This window comes from Phenylobacterium sp., from assembly GCF_044236515.1.
Taxonomy (GTDB): Bacteria; Pseudomonadota; Alphaproteobacteria; order Caulobacterales; family Caulobacteraceae; genus Phenylobacterium.
Map to the genome: position 1 here is coordinate 1 of NZ_JBIIGK010000080.1, position 13730 is coordinate 13730.

Annotated in this window: 18 protein-coding genes; 12 read left to right on the plus strand and 6 right to left on the minus strand. The window is 68.8% G+C overall.

Annotated features, from left to right (window positions below; all coding sequences use genetic code 11):
- The first annotated feature begins 38 nt into the window (after nt 1-38).
- The 3 genes from ACILRF_RS09660 to ACILRF_RS09670 are packed head-to-tail and all read left to right on the plus strand — an operon-like array spanning nt 39 to nt 1756.
- Nucleotides 39-626 (plus strand): hypothetical protein, encoded by a 588-nt coding sequence (locus tag ACILRF_RS09660; RefSeq protein ID WP_395672299.1) that lies wholly within the window; start codon nt 39-41, stop codon nt 624-626.
- A 9-nt stretch (nt 627-635) separates the two neighbouring features.
- Nucleotides 636-1043, plus strand: coding sequence for a hypothetical protein (locus ACILRF_RS09665; RefSeq protein WP_395672301.1), 408 nt, complete (start codon nt 636-638; stop codon nt 1041-1043).
- Nucleotides 1044-1078: 35 nt separating this feature from the next.
- Nucleotides 1079-1756 carry a glycine-rich domain-containing protein gene (locus ACILRF_RS09670; protein ID WP_395672333.1) on the plus strand — a complete coding sequence of 226 codons (678 nt, stop codon included), beginning with the start codon at nt 1079-1081 and terminating at the stop codon, nt 1754-1756.
- On the opposite strand, the gene ACILRF_RS09675 is transcribed toward ACILRF_RS09670, so the two are convergent.
- The 3 genes from ACILRF_RS09675 to ACILRF_RS09685 are packed head-to-tail and all read right to left on the minus strand — an operon-like array spanning nt 1730 to nt 3870.
- On the minus strand, nt 1730-2410 hold the full coding sequence (locus ACILRF_RS09675) for a class I SAM-dependent methyltransferase (RefSeq protein WP_395672303.1): 681 nt from the start codon (nt 2408-2410) through the stop codon (nt 1730-1732). The two genes, ACILRF_RS09670 and ACILRF_RS09675, sit on opposite strands and share 27 nt — an antisense overlap.
- Nucleotides 2411-2446: 36 nt before the next feature.
- The gene (locus tag ACILRF_RS09680; protein WP_395672305.1) at nt 2447-3301 is read right to left on the minus strand and encodes a glycosyltransferase family 9 protein; all 855 of its coding nucleotides are present in this window, start codon (nt 3299-3301) and stop codon (nt 2447-2449) included.
- On the minus strand, nt 3298-3870 hold the full coding sequence (locus ACILRF_RS09685) for a class I SAM-dependent methyltransferase (RefSeq protein ID WP_395672307.1): 573 nt from the start codon (nt 3868-3870) through the stop codon (nt 3298-3300). The genes ACILRF_RS09680 and ACILRF_RS09685 overlap by 4 nt, the downstream gene beginning before the upstream one ends.
- 46 nt (nt 3871-3916) lie before the next feature.
- Between ACILRF_RS09685 and ACILRF_RS09690 the strand changes: the two genes are divergently transcribed.
- The 7 genes from ACILRF_RS09690 to ACILRF_RS09720 all read left to right on the plus strand — a co-directional run bounded on the left by ACILRF_RS09690 (nt 3917) and on the right by ACILRF_RS09720 (nt 8802).
- Entirely contained in the window at nt 3917-4873 is a 957-nt protein-coding gene (locus ACILRF_RS09690; protein WP_395672309.1) for a glycosyltransferase, read from the plus strand.
- Nucleotides 4874-4994: 121 nt separating this feature from the next.
- Entirely contained in the window at nt 4995-6524 is a 1530-nt protein-coding gene (locus ACILRF_RS09695; protein WP_395672311.1) for a hypothetical protein, read from the plus strand.
- A gap of 30 nt (nt 6525-6554) precedes the next feature.
- The gene (locus ACILRF_RS09700) at nt 6555-7571 is read left to right on the plus strand and encodes a hypothetical protein (RefSeq protein ID WP_395672313.1); all 1017 of its coding nucleotides are present in this window, start codon (nt 6555-6557) and stop codon (nt 7569-7571) included.
- Entirely contained in the window at nt 7568-7831 is a 264-nt protein-coding gene (locus ACILRF_RS09705) for a hypothetical protein (RefSeq protein WP_395672315.1), read from the plus strand. Before ACILRF_RS09700 ends, ACILRF_RS09705 begins: the two co-directional genes overlap by 4 nt.
- Nucleotides 7828-8256 carry a D-Ala-D-Ala carboxypeptidase family metallohydrolase gene (locus ACILRF_RS09710; protein WP_395672317.1) on the plus strand — a complete coding sequence of 143 codons (429 nt, stop codon included), beginning with the start codon at nt 7828-7830 and terminating at the stop codon, nt 8254-8256. The genes ACILRF_RS09705 and ACILRF_RS09710 overlap by 4 nt, the downstream gene beginning before the upstream one ends.
- Nucleotides 8253-8630: a hypothetical protein gene (locus ACILRF_RS09715; protein ID WP_395672319.1), complete on the plus strand. Its 378-nt coding sequence runs from the start codon at nt 8253-8255 to the stop codon at nt 8628-8630. Before ACILRF_RS09710 ends, ACILRF_RS09715 begins: the two co-directional genes overlap by 4 nt.
- Complete coding sequence (locus ACILRF_RS09720) at nt 8620-8802, plus strand: hypothetical protein (RefSeq protein ID WP_395672321.1); 183 nt, start codon at nt 8620-8622, stop codon at nt 8800-8802. The genes ACILRF_RS09715 and ACILRF_RS09720 overlap by 11 nt, the downstream gene beginning before the upstream one ends.
- On the opposite strand, the gene ACILRF_RS09725 is transcribed toward ACILRF_RS09720, so the two are convergent.
- Nucleotides 8799-9362: a DUF2239 family protein gene (locus ACILRF_RS09725; RefSeq protein ID WP_395672323.1), complete on the minus strand. Its 564-nt coding sequence runs from the start codon at nt 9360-9362 to the stop codon at nt 8799-8801. The genes ACILRF_RS09720 and ACILRF_RS09725 overlap by 4 nt on opposite strands.
- 171 nt (nt 9363-9533) lie before the next feature.
- On the opposite strand from ACILRF_RS09725, the gene ACILRF_RS09730 reads away from it, so the two are divergent.
- Nucleotides 9534-9899 carry a response regulator gene (locus ACILRF_RS09730; protein WP_395672325.1) on the plus strand — a complete coding sequence of 122 codons (366 nt, stop codon included), beginning with the start codon at nt 9534-9536 and terminating at the stop codon, nt 9897-9899.
- A gap of 4 nt (nt 9900-9903) precedes the next feature.
- Entirely contained in the window at nt 9904-11268 is a 1365-nt protein-coding gene (locus ACILRF_RS09735) for a PleD family two-component system response regulator (RefSeq protein ID WP_395672327.1), read from the plus strand.
- 66 nt (nt 11269-11334) lie between these two features.
- Here the strand turns inward: ACILRF_RS09735 and rpmG are convergent, their stop codons facing one another.
- Nucleotides 11335-11502 (minus strand): 50S ribosomal protein L33, encoded by a 168-nt coding sequence (gene rpmG / locus ACILRF_RS09740; RefSeq protein ID WP_395672329.1) that lies wholly within the window; start codon nt 11500-11502, stop codon nt 11335-11337.
- Nucleotides 11503-11604: 102 nt separating this feature from the next.
- Nucleotides 11605-13730, minus strand: a 2126-nt coding sequence (gene rnr, locus ACILRF_RS09745; protein ID WP_395672331.1) for a ribonuclease R, incomplete at its 5' end; no start/stop codon positions are given.

Genomic DNA, 13730 nt, shown 5'->3' on the forward strand with positions numbered 1-13730 from the left:
CACTGGATCCGCCAAGACACGGGAGCCGTGATCGTCTGATGCCTTCCTCCTGGTCCCCCTCGCTGCGCTTCGAGCTGCAGTTCACGGGCGAAAACATCAACCTGTGGGGCGACAAGCTGAACGCCGTCCTGCAACGCGCCGACACCGCGATCGCGGGGTGGCTGACGAAGGCGTTGACCTCGTCGCCATACGCCCTGAGCACGGCGAACGCCGGCGCGGACGAGGCGCGCAACGCGATGCTGAAGTTCACCGGCGCAGGTGCGTTCACGGTGGTGATCCCGCCAGTGAGCAAGGCCTACGTCGTGTGGAACGCCTGCACCGGCACGTTGACCGTGACGACGGGGGCCGGGGCGGTGGTGACCGTGGACCCCGGCGATATCGCGTCGGCGTTGTGCGACGGCGCCGAGGTGCGGACGCCGGGATACGGCGGCCTGAGCCTGAAGGACTACATCGCCAGCGCCGCGCTGTCGGCGACCGGCGCCCTTCCGGCGCTCGCCGGCAACGCCGGCAAGTACGTCTACACCGACGGGGTCGACGCCTACTGGAAGCAGCCAGCGGCCACCGACCTCGTCGACTACCCCACCCGCATCATCGGAACGCAAGTCGCCCTCGCGGTGGCGCTTTAGGAGGTCATCATGGCGGTCACGCCGAACAGCATCATCACGCCGCAAACCCCAAAGGCGGCGGCGGTCGTCACGACGACCGCAAACACCACTTACACCTCGTCGCCGACCAACACACAGCAGCTGCTCGTGGCGGGACCCAACGGAGGGCGCCTGACGCGGCTCCGCTCGACGCCGCGGGCCTCCGCCAACACCGCGGTGCAGTTGTACCTGTCTGTCGATGGCGGGACGAGCAAGCTGCTGATCGACAGCGTGCTGGTCAACGTGACCATCAGCACCACATCGCGGATCACCCCGGCAGACTGGGGCTATTCCGAGGACACGCCGCTGATCCTGCCGGCCGCCGCGATCCTCTACGTCGCGCAGTCCCTCACGATCGCCGATGGCATCACGACCGTCGCCGAATGGGCGGACTACTGATGGGCCAGAACCTGAGGGGTTTCGTCGGGCAGGGGATGGATGGACGGCGGCGTGCGGCAACGCCGCTGCCGAACCTTGTCGCTGCTGTCGATGCGTCCACGCCTGGACCGGGTTCAATCGCTGCCACCGTTCCCGCATGGGCCGTCATCTTCGCGTGGGGCGCTGGAGGGTCCGGCCGAGATGCCGTGTCGTCGGGCGGGGGTGGTGGGGGTGGCGCTGGGTTCAAGCGCGTCAGGGTTGACGTTGGCCAGACGTTGTCGTGGTCAGTCGGTGCCGGTGGCGCCGACCCTTCTCCCAACGGTACTAACGGCGGAGACACGACGGTCACGCTGCCCGACGGGAAAATAATGGTGGCCGGAGGCGGTCGTACTACTTCGACATCGTCCGGCGGCGCTGGTGGCACCTGTGCTGGTCCCTGGGACATAGGCCGCGATGGGGGTGCTGGAGGAAATGGTTCAACCGGGACTGCAGGCGCATCTACTCCCAACGGAGGCGTCGGAGGTGCGGGTGCGGCCTCTGCGGGTGGTGGCGGCGCGGCGGCGGGCTTTGCCGACGTCCTCTACGGACCGGTCGGTGGCAACGGAGCCGCCGCGAAAAACACGGTGGATACGAGTACAGCGCCTGGAGGAGGCGGAGGAGCAGGAGATAGTTCTACGAACGTACATTCCGGAAGGAATGGCCGTGTTCTAGTCTACCTCGTTCAGATCCTTTAGTTCCGATGTCGCGCGAGGTCTATAAAGGCCCCAGAACGCAGACTTCGCTGTATTTTCGCCGACCCAAATCGGGTCCGGAACACCAATCGCGATCTCCCTCAGGCGTGCAGCTAAGAGCTTTCGCACCTCGTGCCCATCCTTACCCCAGGGTTTCTCCACGGTGGGAACGCAACGCTGATGAGTGTTCGCGACCAGGAGCCGGCCGGTTGAGGAAAGACTTCTCGCAAGGGTGTCTATGCACGCCACCGGATCCAGAACGTGCTGGATCACCCAAACCGCTACAGCCCCATCAACCCTCAGGCCGGAATTTACCTCTTCCTCGAACTGCTCTGGCGAGATGACGGAGAACTTGTCGGACCCGACAAAATCCAGGGCCAGGCGTCGCATATCAGCGCTGATATCCACCCCAAGAACTTTGCAGCCACAAAGCTCTATCAGAGCCTTGGACAGCCTGCCGAGGCCACATCCGTAATCCAGAATGAGGCTGCCTGAGTTTGGCGTGAGATGGGCTGCGAGCAGGCCCGCAAGATAAGGAGTTTCCCTCTCCCAACGCTCTTCAGTGCTAGCGTCGGGCTCACGCGTGAGAATGATCTGCTTCGCACTTTCAACGTCTGAAACGTCAAACACGCGAGGGTTGTAGGTCAGTTTAGCCATCCGCGCCGCTTAGCACGAGATGCTGCCGTATTGCATCTAGGCGCCGTGGGGGTAGCCGGAGTGGCAACTCTTCAACAACCTCTCCATCACCCCCCGCCAGTCGCCCGGCGAGTCCTGCCGGATCAGAGTCGCCTCCGGATACCACGGGGACCGGGCGCCCAGACCCCAGCGCCATTCGGCGCGGTCGTGGAGGAGGACGATCAGGGGTTTGCCGAGGGCGCCGGCGAGGTGGGCGACGGAGGTGCAGACCGAGACGACGAGGTCCAGGCCGGCCATGAGCTCGGCGGTGTCGAGGAAGTCGACGGCGCCGGTGGCCGCCGGGGAGAGGTCCCGGCCAAGGCTATGCAGCTGCGCCGCGAACCGCGGCGGAAGGGAGCGGGCCGCGTTGTCGACAAACTTCGGGTTGCCTTGCGCCATGACGCCGACGCCGCCGCCGGTAGTCAGCGGCAGGTTCAGCCAGGCCGGCGCGGGCGGCTGGGGCGAGAGGCGCCCCGGCAGGCTGCCGAAGTGGGTCCAGTAGTCGCAGTCCGGCAGCGGGCGGTCGTTGTAGTTGGGGCGGGTCTCGTAGCCGGCGCGCTCGAACAGGCGCGCGAGGTGGCGCGGGTGGCAGGCGATGACGACGTTCGCGCCGCGCTCGCGCAGCAGCGGCAGATAGCGGCCGAACATCAGCTGGTCGCCGAAGCCCTGTTCGGCGCAGACGACGATGCGCTTGCCGGAAAGGTCTTCGCCCCGCCAACGCGGGGCGGCGGTGATTGGCTCCAGCGTATTTGTGCCGGGCGTCCAGCGCCGGGCCTCGTAGAGCGGCCAGGCCTCGGCGAAGCGACCCTGACGCAGCAGGTTCAGCGCCTCGGCGCGGGTGGCCTGGGCGGCGTCGGGCGACGGTTGGATCACGCGGCGCCAGCGGGCTTGATCGCCCGCAAGGTCACGCGGACCTCGCGGGCGACGTTCCATTTCGAGGCCATGGCTTCGGAGACTTCGGCGGGCTTGATCGCGCCGTCCTTCAGGGCGGTAGCGTAGGGCTCGGCGAGGACGAACTGCTGGTGGACGATGCGGAAATCGACGCCGGTGTAGTGGGCGAGGGGGGTGTTGGCGCCGCCGATCGCCTTGACCCGGTCGTTCTCCGCGCGGTCGAAGAGGCGCAGCATCTGCGGCGTGATCGGCCGGACATGGGTCGGGTCGTTGAGGAAATCGTCGGAGCGCGGATGCGGGGCGAAGATCTTCACCTCTCCGCCCGGGGCCATGACGCGATAGAGCTCGGTGATCACCTGCAGGAAGACGCGCGGCTCGAAGCCGATGTGTTCCAGGGAGTGGACGAACATCGCCTCGGTGACGCTGTCGTCCGCCCAGGGCCAGGGGGATTGTTCGAGATCCCAGAGCTGGTCCGGCTGGCAGGCCGGGGCTGAGTCCACGTTGACGTAGCCGGGAATGCGGTTGTGGCCGCAGCCGAGGTTCAGCTTCATGCCTCCCGCTTATCACGGCCGGCGCGGCATGTGGTAAGGCGGCGGGATGGGGCGGATCCATTATCTTCTGCTGTCGCGGGAGGGCGGGGTGTCGGGCGGTCAGAAAATGGCCGTGCGGCATGTCGAGGCCTTGCGCGACCTGGGGTTTGACGCGGTCTGCTACCTGGGCGTCGGCAGTGCGATGCCGACCTGGTTCGAGCATCAGGCGCCGGTGGAGCCGGCGAAGGTGCTGGGCCGCGACGACGTGATCGTCATCCCGGACGATGCGCCGGAGGCCATCGAGATGGCGCTCAAACTCGGGGGGCGGGCGGTGATCTTCGCCCAGAGCCGGGAAGGGTTCGCCGCGCTTGGCTTCCGGCCGCTGTCGCGGTTTCCGGCAGACCGGTTTCCGCCGATCCTGGCCGTCGGGCCAGCGCACGCGGCGACGATCAGACGGGCGTTTCCGGAGGCGCGGGTCGAGCTGGTCCCGTGTTTCGCCGATGAGCGGCGGTTCGCGCCGTCGCGGACGAAGAAGCGGGTGATCTCGCTGGCGCCGCGCAAGCGCCGGCTGGAGGCGAGCGCGATCCGGGCGCTGCTCGGTCGGCTGCATCCACGGCATGCGGAGACGACCTGGTACGAGATGGTCAATCGATCGGAGGCCGACGTGGCGCGGGCGCTGGGCGGGTCGGCGCTGCACCTCAGCCTCAACCGGCTGGAGTCGGTGGGGCTGACGACGCTGGAGGCGATGGCCAGCGGCTGTGTCTGCGTCGGGTTCCTGGGGATCGGCGGGCGGCAGTACGCGACGGCGGACAACGGCCTGTGGGTCGCCGAGGACGATTGCGAGGCGGCGGCCGACGCCCTGGCCGAGGCGCTGGACCTGGTGGACCGCGGCGGGCCGAAGCTGGAGCGAATGATCGAGGCGGCGCGCGAGACGGCCCGGGCCTGGTCTCATGCGGCGTTCCTGCCGCGGCTGGAAGCGGCGTGGATGCGGCTGGCGCCGGATGCGCGGACGCTGACGCCATAGGCCTCGGCGGCGTTGAGCCGGGCCGGTCCGACGCGACGGAATTTCTGAGATCGACGAGCTTGAACGGCGGGCGCGTGGCGCGACGTCGCGTGAGCCTGCGCCCTGAATCAACGGAAAAATCATGAGACTTCCACTCGAGCTGCCGCCGGGATTGGCCGGCGACGACACCAGTTTTGCGGGCGCCGGCCGGTGGGCCGATGGGTCCAACGTGCGGTTCCGGCTCGGTCTGCCGCAGGCGATCGGCGGCTGGGAGAGCCTGACTGCCTCCAAATTGTCCGGCGTTTGCCGAACGGCGTTTCCGTGGACGGACAATGCGGCGGTGTTGAACGTCGCGTTCGGCACCCATTCCAACCTGCAGCTCTGGCAGGGCGGGGTGCTGTACGACATCACGCCGGCCAGCGGGTTCACCGCGGGGGCGGTGGATGGAGCCGGCAGCGCCGGATATGGCACCGGGGCCTACGGCGTTGGCGGCTATGGCCTGCCGTCAGTCACGGACTACTTCCCTCTGACGTGGTCGATGGCGGCGTGGGGACAGCAACTGCTGGCCAGCCCGCGCAACCAGACGATCTTCGCCTGGACCAACAACACGGCGGCGAAGGCGCAGGCGCTGGCCGGCGCGCCCGCGCGCGTGACCTACATGCTGGTGGCGCCGCTGGACGGGGGCTACCAGGTCTTCGCGCTGGGCTGCAACGAGGAGGTCTCCGGGACCTTCAACCCGCTCTGCATCCGCCACTCCTCGATCCGCGATAACACAGAGTGGAGCACGGCGGCCTCCGGCTCGACCGCGCGCGAGTATGTGCTGACCGGCGGCGGGCGGATCGTCGCCGGTCGGATGTGCGGGCCCCACATGCTGGTGTGGACGTCGGACGCCCTGTTCCTGGGGACGTTCGTCGGGGCGCTGAACCAGCCGTGGCGGTTCGAGCGGGTGGGGCGCAACTGCGGCCTAATCGGCCCGAACGCCGCGGTGGTCGTGGGGCAGACGGCGTTCTGGGTCAGTCCGGACCGGCAGTTCTATAGCTATGGGGTCGGCGGGCAGCCGCAGCCGGTGGCCTGTCCGATCCGCAGCGACTTCGCCGACGGCTTGGCCGCGAGCCAGGGCGACAAGGTGGTCGCGAGCTCGAACGCCGAGTTCTCCGAAGTGCGGTTCGACTATCCGGACGCGCGCGACGGCTATGAGAACAGCCGCTACGTGGCGCTGTGCATCGCCGGGGCGGATGCCGGCGCTTGGCATCGCGGGGTGATGTCGCGGACGGCGTTCGTCGACGCCGGCCCGACCGCCTTTCCCGTCGCCGCGACCGCGGAGGGCGATGTCTATTTCCATGAGAAGGGGCATTCGGCGGACGGGGCGGCGTTCGCCTGGCACGTCGAGACCGCCGACACCTACCTCGATCCGGCCCGCACAATGCTGGTGCGCGAGGTCTGGCCGGACATCAAGGACCAGATCGGACCGGTGACCATGACCCTGATCTCGCGGTTCGAGCCGCAGGGGCCGGAACACCGCGTCGAGACGGCGATGGCGCCCGGCGCGGCGCGCGCCGACGTGCTGACCAAGGGCCGGCTGTTCCGCATTCGGTTCGCGGGCCAGAGCTCGCCCACGGGCGGCCGGATCGGCAAGCCGACGCTGGATGTGGCGGCGGCCGGCAGGCGCTGAAAATCAATCAAAATCAGAGAAGTAGAGATGATGTTCAAGCTGAGCGGCGATTACCGAAACGAGAAGACCACCACCACGACCAACAAGAACTATGGAAGCACAACCACGCCGATCACGCCGGACTGGGCGCTGAACCCGACGCGGGCGATCGCCGACCAGATCGGTGAGAACGCCAAGCGCAACCCCTACGACCTGGTTGCGCCGGCGCACGACCTGCAGGGGCGGGCGGCGGCCGAGGCCGAGAACCTCTCGGGCCTGTCGTGGAACTTCGACGGGGCCGCCGACGTGATGCGCGGCATCGCCCAGGACGGGCCCAACACCTACGCCGCGTCGACCGGCCAGGCGGCGAAGGCCAAGGCCGCGTCGCTGCTGGAGAACCTCGAGTCCTACATGTCGCCGTACCGGCGGGATGTCGTGGATACCGCCCTGTCCGACTTCGACCACAGCGCAGGCCAGACGCGAGCGCAGCAGGATCTGGACCTCGCCGGCTCGGGCGCCTTCGGCGGCTCCGGCGCGGCGCTGACCCGGAGCATGACCGAGGACGCCCTTGCGAGGGGCCGGGCCAATACGTCGGCGACTCTGCTCGACCAGATGTTCCAGCGCGGCGCGGCGCTGTCGGCCGATGACGCCAACCGGCGCCAGCAGGTGTCGCTGGCCAACGCCGCGGCGGCCAACCAGTTCGGCCTTGCCAACATGGATGCCCTGAACGCCGCCGGCCGCTTCGGCGCGGAGGCGGCCGACCGCATGCAGCAGCGGCGGATGGACGCCGCGCGCGGGCTCGTCGACCTGTCGACCGCTTACGACGCCAACAAGCGGGCGAACATCGAGACCCAGGCGTCGATGGGCGGGATCCTGCGGGACATCGACCAGCAGTACCGGCAGGCGCCGATGAACCACACCCAGCAACTGGTCGCGGCGATCAGTGGGTTGCCCAGTGAGCTCTTCGTCGGAAGTCGGACGGAGGGGTTCGAGAACACCAAGGAGACCCGAAAGCATCGCAGCTTCGGTCTCAGTGGATCGGCAGGATTCAACGGAGCCAGCGCGTGACCACGCAATCCGAACGCCTCGCCGCGCTTGAGCAGCGACTGGGCGACCATGAATCCCGCTGCGAGGAACGGCTCACGGAGATCAAGGCGACGTCCGCCAGCACGCTGGCGGCGGTCGAGGGCCTGAAGGGGCGGGTCTGGGCGATCGTCATCGCCCTGCTGGCCTGGGCGCTGGCGCAACTGTGGGCCGCGAGCGAGGCGCGGGTGTCGCGCCTGGAGGCGGAGGCGCCGGCCGGCGTGCTGGCGGCATACGCGCCATGACAACGCCACTGACGGAGCACTTCGCCCTGGAGGAGCTGAGCTGCACCCAGCAGCGCGGCCTCGACAATACGCCGCCACCGACGGTGGTCGCGGCGCTGCGCGAGACGGCCGGGCGGATGGAGGAGGTACGGCGCCTGCTAGGCGACCGGGTGATCACCGTCTCGAGCGGCTACCGCTCGCCGGCCGTGAACCGCGCCGTCGGCGGGGCCGAGCGTTCGGCGCACCTGAGCGGCCGGGCGGTGGACTTCAACTGCTACGGCTTCGGCACGGCGCTGGAGATCTGCCGGGCGATCGCCGCTTCGGCGGTGGCCTTCGACCAACTGATCCAGGAGGGAACGTGGGTGCACATCTCCTTCGCCCCGGCGATGCGGCGGCAGGTGCTGACGCGGCGCGGGCGTGGCTACGCGCCGGGATTGCCGTCGTGAGCGGGCGCTGGATCCTGGCGCTCGTCGCGCTGGCCGTGCTGATCGTCGCGGCGCTCGGACTCTATTGGACCGGACGTCGCCACGGCGTCGCCGCCGAGCGCCCGAAAGTCGCCGCGGCCGAGGCGCGGGCGGCGCTTGCCAAGCTGGAAACCGACGGTGCGAGCGAGACCGCCAAGCGGGTCGAGACGGCGACCCGACGGCGCGATGCGGCGGCGCGGAGCGTCGCCGACCTTAGTCATGAAGCCCTGAAATCGGAGGACGGCGATGCGCCGCTTGATCCTGACCGCGCTGATCGTCTGCGCGACGCCGACCGCCGGCTGTGCGCCGCGGCGCCTGAACTTGCCGGCTGCACCGCAGGTCGCGATGCCGGCTGAGGCGGCGCGGCCGTGCGCGCTGCACACCTTGCCCCCGCAGCCGACGCTCGCGGACCTGGAGATCGGCTATGCGACGCGCGGCGGCCAGATCGTCGCCTGCGACGCCGCCCGTCGGCTGGCTGTCGAGACGCACGCGGCCGAGCATGCGCTGGAGGCCAGGGCGGGGCGCTAGAGCGGCCGCGCGGCGCGCTCTGTCGCCGCAAGGCGGGTGAGATAGGCGGCGACGTCCGCCGGCCACCTCCCGAGATGGGCGTCGAGGGCCGCGTCGTCGCGGCCGTAGAGGGCGCGGGCGGCGTCCTCGAAACCGGGAAGGTCGCCGGCGAGGACAGACATGACGCGGTAGAGCGCCTCCTGAGCCTGACGCGCGGCGTCCGCGCCGGCGCTGCCCCGCCGCGCGTCTTCGACGAGGCGTCGGATGGCGGCCGAGGCGCCGCCAGCCTGGGTGCTAAGCCAGTCCCAGTGCCGGGGCAGGAGGGTCACCTCGCGGGCGACGACGCCGAGCTTCGGCCGGCCGCGGCCCGGGCGGACGGTCGACGGCTGCGGCTGTCCCGGAGCGGCGAGGGCCGGCGGCTCGGCGAACGGGTCGACTTCGACGCGCTGGCCGGTCGCGTCGTCGAAGATCACGGGGCTGGCTGCGCTCGCGTCCAGTCGGCGGCACGCCGCCGCCACATCGGCGCCGGATCCGGCGGCCAGGCGATCGGCGCCGAGGAAAGCGGTGTAGGTGGCGTCCATGACCCCCTGTAGTCCGCCGACGGCTGCCTGTAAATATACCCGGATAGAACGAGGGTTCGCCGGGGCGCCGGAGTCGCGGCTAACGAAGTTTAAGGATATCCGTGGGATGAAGGTTCGATTGTGGGGGTGGCCGTCCTGGCGGCGTCCTCAAGAACAGAGCCGGGTCCTTGAATGGCCAAGAAGGTCCTCATCGTCGAGGATAACGAGCTGAACATGAAGCTGTTTCATGATCTGCTCGAAGCCCAGGGTTATGAAACCCTGCAGACCCGCGAGGGACTCTCTGCGCTTTCGCTTGCCCGCGAACATCGTCCTGACCTCATCTTGATGGATATCCAGCTTCCAGAGATTTCGGGCCTGGAAGTCACCAAGTGGCTGAAGGAAGACGAGGAGCTGGCGGCGATTCCCGTCGTCGCGGTAACCGCGTTCGCCATGAAGGGGGACGAGGAGCGGATTCGGGAGGGCGGCTGCGAGGCCTATATCTCGAAGCCGATCTCGGTCACGCACTTCCTCGACACCATCAAGCGGCTCCTGGACTAGGCCGATGTCGGCGCGGATCCTTGTCGTCGACGACATTGAGGCCAACGTCCGGCTGCTCGAAGCCAAGCTGTCCGCCGAATATTATGAGGTGCTGACCGCCGGCGACGGCGCAACGGCGCTCGCCGTCGCCGCGTCCGAGAAGCCCGACATCATCCTGCTCGACGTGATGATGCCCGGCATGGACGGTTTCCAGGTCTGCCGGCGGCTGAAGGATGACCCGGAGACGCGGCATATCCCGGTGGTCCTCGTCACGGCGCTGGACGGGCGGTCCGACCGCGTGGCGGGGCTGGAGGCCGGGGCCGACGAATTTCTGACGAAGCCGATCGATGACGTCATGCTGTTCGCCCGGGTCCGCAGCCTGACGCGCCTGAAGGCCGTCATCGACGAACTGCGCGAGCGGGAGGCGTCGGGGCGCCGGATGGGCCTGATCGGCGCGGCGGCGGCGCGGATGGCCGGGACCGGCGGCCGGGTGCTGATCGTCGACGATCACGAGCGGCAGGCGACCCGCATCTGCACCGAGCTGTCGATCGAGCATCGGCCGGTGATGGAGGCGACGCCGGAGGCGGCGCTGCTGACGGCCCGGGGGCCGGTCGACCTGGTGATCGTCAACATCGGGGCGAAGACCTTCGACGGCCTGCGGTTCGCGGCGAACCTGCGGTCCGACGAGGCGACGCGGAACGTGCCGGTGCTGGCCATCGTCGACTTCGACGAGCGGCCGCGGCTGATGAAGGCGCTAGAGATCGGCGTCAACGACATCCTGGGCAAGCCAATCGATCCGCAGGAACTGGCGGCGCGGGCCAAGACGCAGATCCGGCGAAAGCGGTACACGGACTATCTGCGCGACAACCTCGACCAGTCGCTGGAGCTGGCGGTCACCGACCAGCTGACCGGCCTGCACAACCGCCGATACATGACGGGTCAGATCGGCGCGCTTATGAAGCGGGCAGCGATGGGCGGGGAGCCGGTGTCGCTGCTGCTGCTCGATATCGACCACTTCAAGAAGATCAACGACAGCTTCGGCCACGACGTCGGGGACGAGGTGTTGAAGGAGTTCGCGGCCAGGCTGGCTTCGAACGTCCGGGCGATCGACCTGCCGGTGCGCTACGGCGGCGAGGAATTCGTCATCGTCATGCCGGACACCCAGATGCTCGACGCCCGGCGCATCGCCGAACGGATCCGCCTGCACGTCGCCGGTTCGCCGTTCCGGGTGATGGGCGGCCAGGAACTCCTGAGCGTGACCATTTCCATCGGCGTGGCCGCCAGCCAGGCCGGCGAGGACGACGCCCAGGGCCTGCTCAAGCGGGCGGACGAGGCGCTTTACGAGGCCAAGTCCTCGGGGCGCAACCGCGTCATCGCCCACGCGGCCTAAACACCCTCAAACGCAAAACGCCCGGCCGAAGCCGGGCGCCTGAAAAGCAAGCGCGCGGTCGCGTGCTTACTTGATCTTGCCTTCACGGAACTCGACGTGCTTGCGCACGATCGGGTCGTACTTCTTCATGACCAGCTTCTCGGTCTTGGTGCGGGCGTTCTTCTTCGTGACGTAGAAGAAGCCGGTGTCCGCCGTCGAGTTCAGGCGAATCTTGATGGAGGCGGGCTTCGCCATGGGTAATCCTCGAGCGGGACCGAACGGATACGCACCGCCGGCGGGTGTTCCTAAAGAGCCGCGGAAAATACGAATCCGGCGCGCGAAGTCAATGGTTCGCCGTTAGCGACCGCGCCGCTTGCCCGGGCTCGACTTTTTCGGGCCTTTCGATCCGCCCTTTCGCGGCGCGGGCCGCGGCCCGCCGGGCCGGCGATCGCCTCGGGCCCGCATGCCGAGTCGCGGCCGGGGCGCGGTCCGGTCAGGTGGGGCGGGTTCGCTGATCATCTCGAACAGCAGGCCGCCGGTGATCGGCGTCGCCTCCTCCAGACGGACGGTGACGGACATGCCGAGCGGCCAGCGTGCGCCTGTGCGCTCGCCGACCAGGGCGTGCATGCGGTCATCGTGGATGAAGTACTCGCCCCCGAGCTTCGAGACGGGCACGAGGCCATCGGCCCCGGTCTCCTCCAGCCGCACGAACAAGCCGAAGCGGGTGACGCCGGTAATCCGGCCGGCGAACTCCGCGCCGACGCGATCGGACAGGAAGGCGGCGACGTAGCGGTCGGTGGCGTCCCGCTCGGCGGCCATCGCCCGGCGCTCCGAGGCGGTAATGATCTCGGCGGTGTCCTTCATCTGAGCGATGTCGCGATCGGTGAGGCCGTCGTCGCCGAGTCCAAGGGCGCGGATCAGGGCCCGGTGGACGATCAGGTCGGCGTAGCGTCGGATCGGCGAGGTGAAGTGGGCGTACTTGGCGAGGTTCAGGCCGAAGTGCCCGATGTTGTCGGTCGCGTAATGCGCCTGCATCTGGGTGCGCAGGACGACCTCGTTGACGATCTCGGCGTGCGGGGTCTCGCGTGTCTGGTCGAGCAGCCGGTTGAAGCGGTCGGTGCGCGGAGCCTCGCCCTTGCTCCAGTTGACGCCCAGCGTCTGCAGGAAGTCGGCGAGGTTCTGCACCTTCTCCAGGCTCGGGGTGTCGTGGACGCGGTAGATCTGCGGCGTCTTCTTCTGCTCCAGCGTCTCGGCGGCGCAGACGTTGGCCTGGATCATCATCTCCTCGATGAGCTTGTGGGCGTCGAGGGAGGCCCGCGGGGTGATCGAGGTGACCTGACCCTCCGCGTCGATAACGATCTTTCGCTCCAGGCTCTCGATGGCCAGGGGCGAGCGGGCAGTGCGACCCTTTCCCATCATCTCATAGGCGGCCCACAGCGGCTTAAGGATGCTCTCGAGGATCGGGCCCGTCTTGTCGTCAGTGCGTCCGTCAATGGCGGCCTGCGCCTGTTCGTAGGACAGCTTCGCCGCCGAGCGCATCAGGCCGCGAACGAAACGGTGCGAGCGCTTGCGCCCGTCGGCGCCGAACACCATCCGCACAGCGAGGCAGGCGCGGTTCTCGCCCTCGCGCAGCGAGCACAGCCCGTTGGACAGCCGTTCCGGCAGCATCGGCTCGACACGGTCGGGGAAATAGACGCTGTTGCCCTTGTCGCGGGCCTCGCGATCGAGGGCCGAGCCCGGGCGGACGTAGGCGGCCACATCGGCGATGGCGACCCAGACGATCCAGCCGCCAGGGTTTGTCTCGTCGGTGTCCGGCTCCGCGAAGACGGCGTCGTCGTGGTCCCGCGCGTCGGCCGGGTCGATGGTGATGAAGGGCACGTTCCGCAGATCGTCGCGGCCGGCCAGGGTCGGCGGCTCAGCGGCCTCGGCCTCGGCTTCCGCGGCCTGGCTGAAGCCGGTCGGGATGCCGTGAGCGTGAATAGCGATGAGGGAGGCGGCCCGCGGCTGGTCCTCGCGGCCGACGACCTCCAGCAGCTTGCCGCGTTTGGGGCCGAACCGCCGCTCCGACGGCGCAAGCTGGGCGACCACGAGGTCGCCATCGCGGAGGGTCTCGCCCTCCTCGGGAGGTAGGACAAGACTATCCTTCGAGCGACGATCGACGGGCTCGATTCGCACCTCGCGGCGTGCCTTGCGCACGACGCCAAGCACCTTGTGCGCGCTCTGGCCAAGACGCTTGATCAGCCGGGCTTCCCATTCCCCGTTCTCGAGAGCGGCGAAGCGCACCAGCAGCCGGTCGCCAAGTCCTGGCGCCTGGCCGGCCTCGGCCTTGCGATCGGGCGCGAGCCGGACCAGCGGGGCGTCTTCGGCGCGGGTCAGCCGGATCAGCAGGTCGCCGTCCGGATCGCGCTCGACGACATCGGCGACGCCGACCTCGGGCAGGGCGCCGGTCTCGGCGAAACCCTTGCGGCCGCGGCGCGCCAGAG

Bases quoted from the DNA above. Each gene is read 5' to 3' on its own strand.
- ACILRF_RS09660 (WP_395672299.1), top strand. From the start codon at position 39: ATGCCTTCCTCCTGGTCCCCCTCGCTGCGCTTCGAGCTGCAGTTCACG.
- ACILRF_RS09665 (WP_395672301.1), top strand. From the start codon at position 636: ATGGCGGTCACGCCGAACAGCATCATCACGCCGCAAACCCCAAAGGCG.
- ACILRF_RS09670 (WP_395672333.1), top strand. From the start codon at position 1,079: ATGGATGGACGGCGGCGTGCGGCAACGCCGCTGCCGAACCTTGTCGCT.
- ACILRF_RS09675 (WP_395672303.1), bottom strand. From the start codon at position 2,410: ATGGCTAAACTGACCTACAACCCTCGCGTGTTTGACGTTTCAGACGTT.
- ACILRF_RS09685 (WP_395672307.1), bottom strand. From the start codon at position 3,870: ATGAAGCTGAACCTCGGCTGCGGCCACAACCGCATTCCCGGCTACGTC.
- ACILRF_RS09690 (WP_395672309.1), top strand. From the start codon at position 3,917: ATGGGGCGGATCCATTATCTTCTGCTGTCGCGGGAGGGCGGGGTGTCG.
- ACILRF_RS09695 (WP_395672311.1), top strand. From the start codon at position 4,995: ATGAGACTTCCACTCGAGCTGCCGCCGGGATTGGCCGGCGACGACACC.
- ACILRF_RS09700 (WP_395672313.1), top strand. From the start codon at position 6,555: ATGTTCAAGCTGAGCGGCGATTACCGAAACGAGAAGACCACCACCACG.
- ACILRF_RS09710 (WP_395672317.1), top strand. From the start codon at position 7,828: ATGACAACGCCACTGACGGAGCACTTCGCCCTGGAGGAGCTGAGCTGC.
- ACILRF_RS09720 (WP_395672321.1), top strand. From the start codon at position 8,620: ATGCCGGCTGAGGCGGCGCGGCCGTGCGCGCTGCACACCTTGCCCCCG.
- ACILRF_RS09725 (WP_395672323.1), bottom strand. From the start codon at position 9,362: ATGGACGCCACCTACACCGCTTTCCTCGGCGCCGATCGCCTGGCCGCC.
- ACILRF_RS09730 (WP_395672325.1), top strand. From the start codon at position 9,534: ATGGCCAAGAAGGTCCTCATCGTCGAGGATAACGAGCTGAACATGAAG.
- ACILRF_RS09735 (WP_395672327.1), top strand. From the start codon at position 9,904: ATGTCGGCGCGGATCCTTGTCGTCGACGACATTGAGGCCAACGTCCGG.
- rpmG (WP_395672329.1), bottom strand. From the start codon at position 11,502: ATGGCGAAGCCCGCCTCCATCAAGATTCGCCTGAACTCGACGGCGGAC.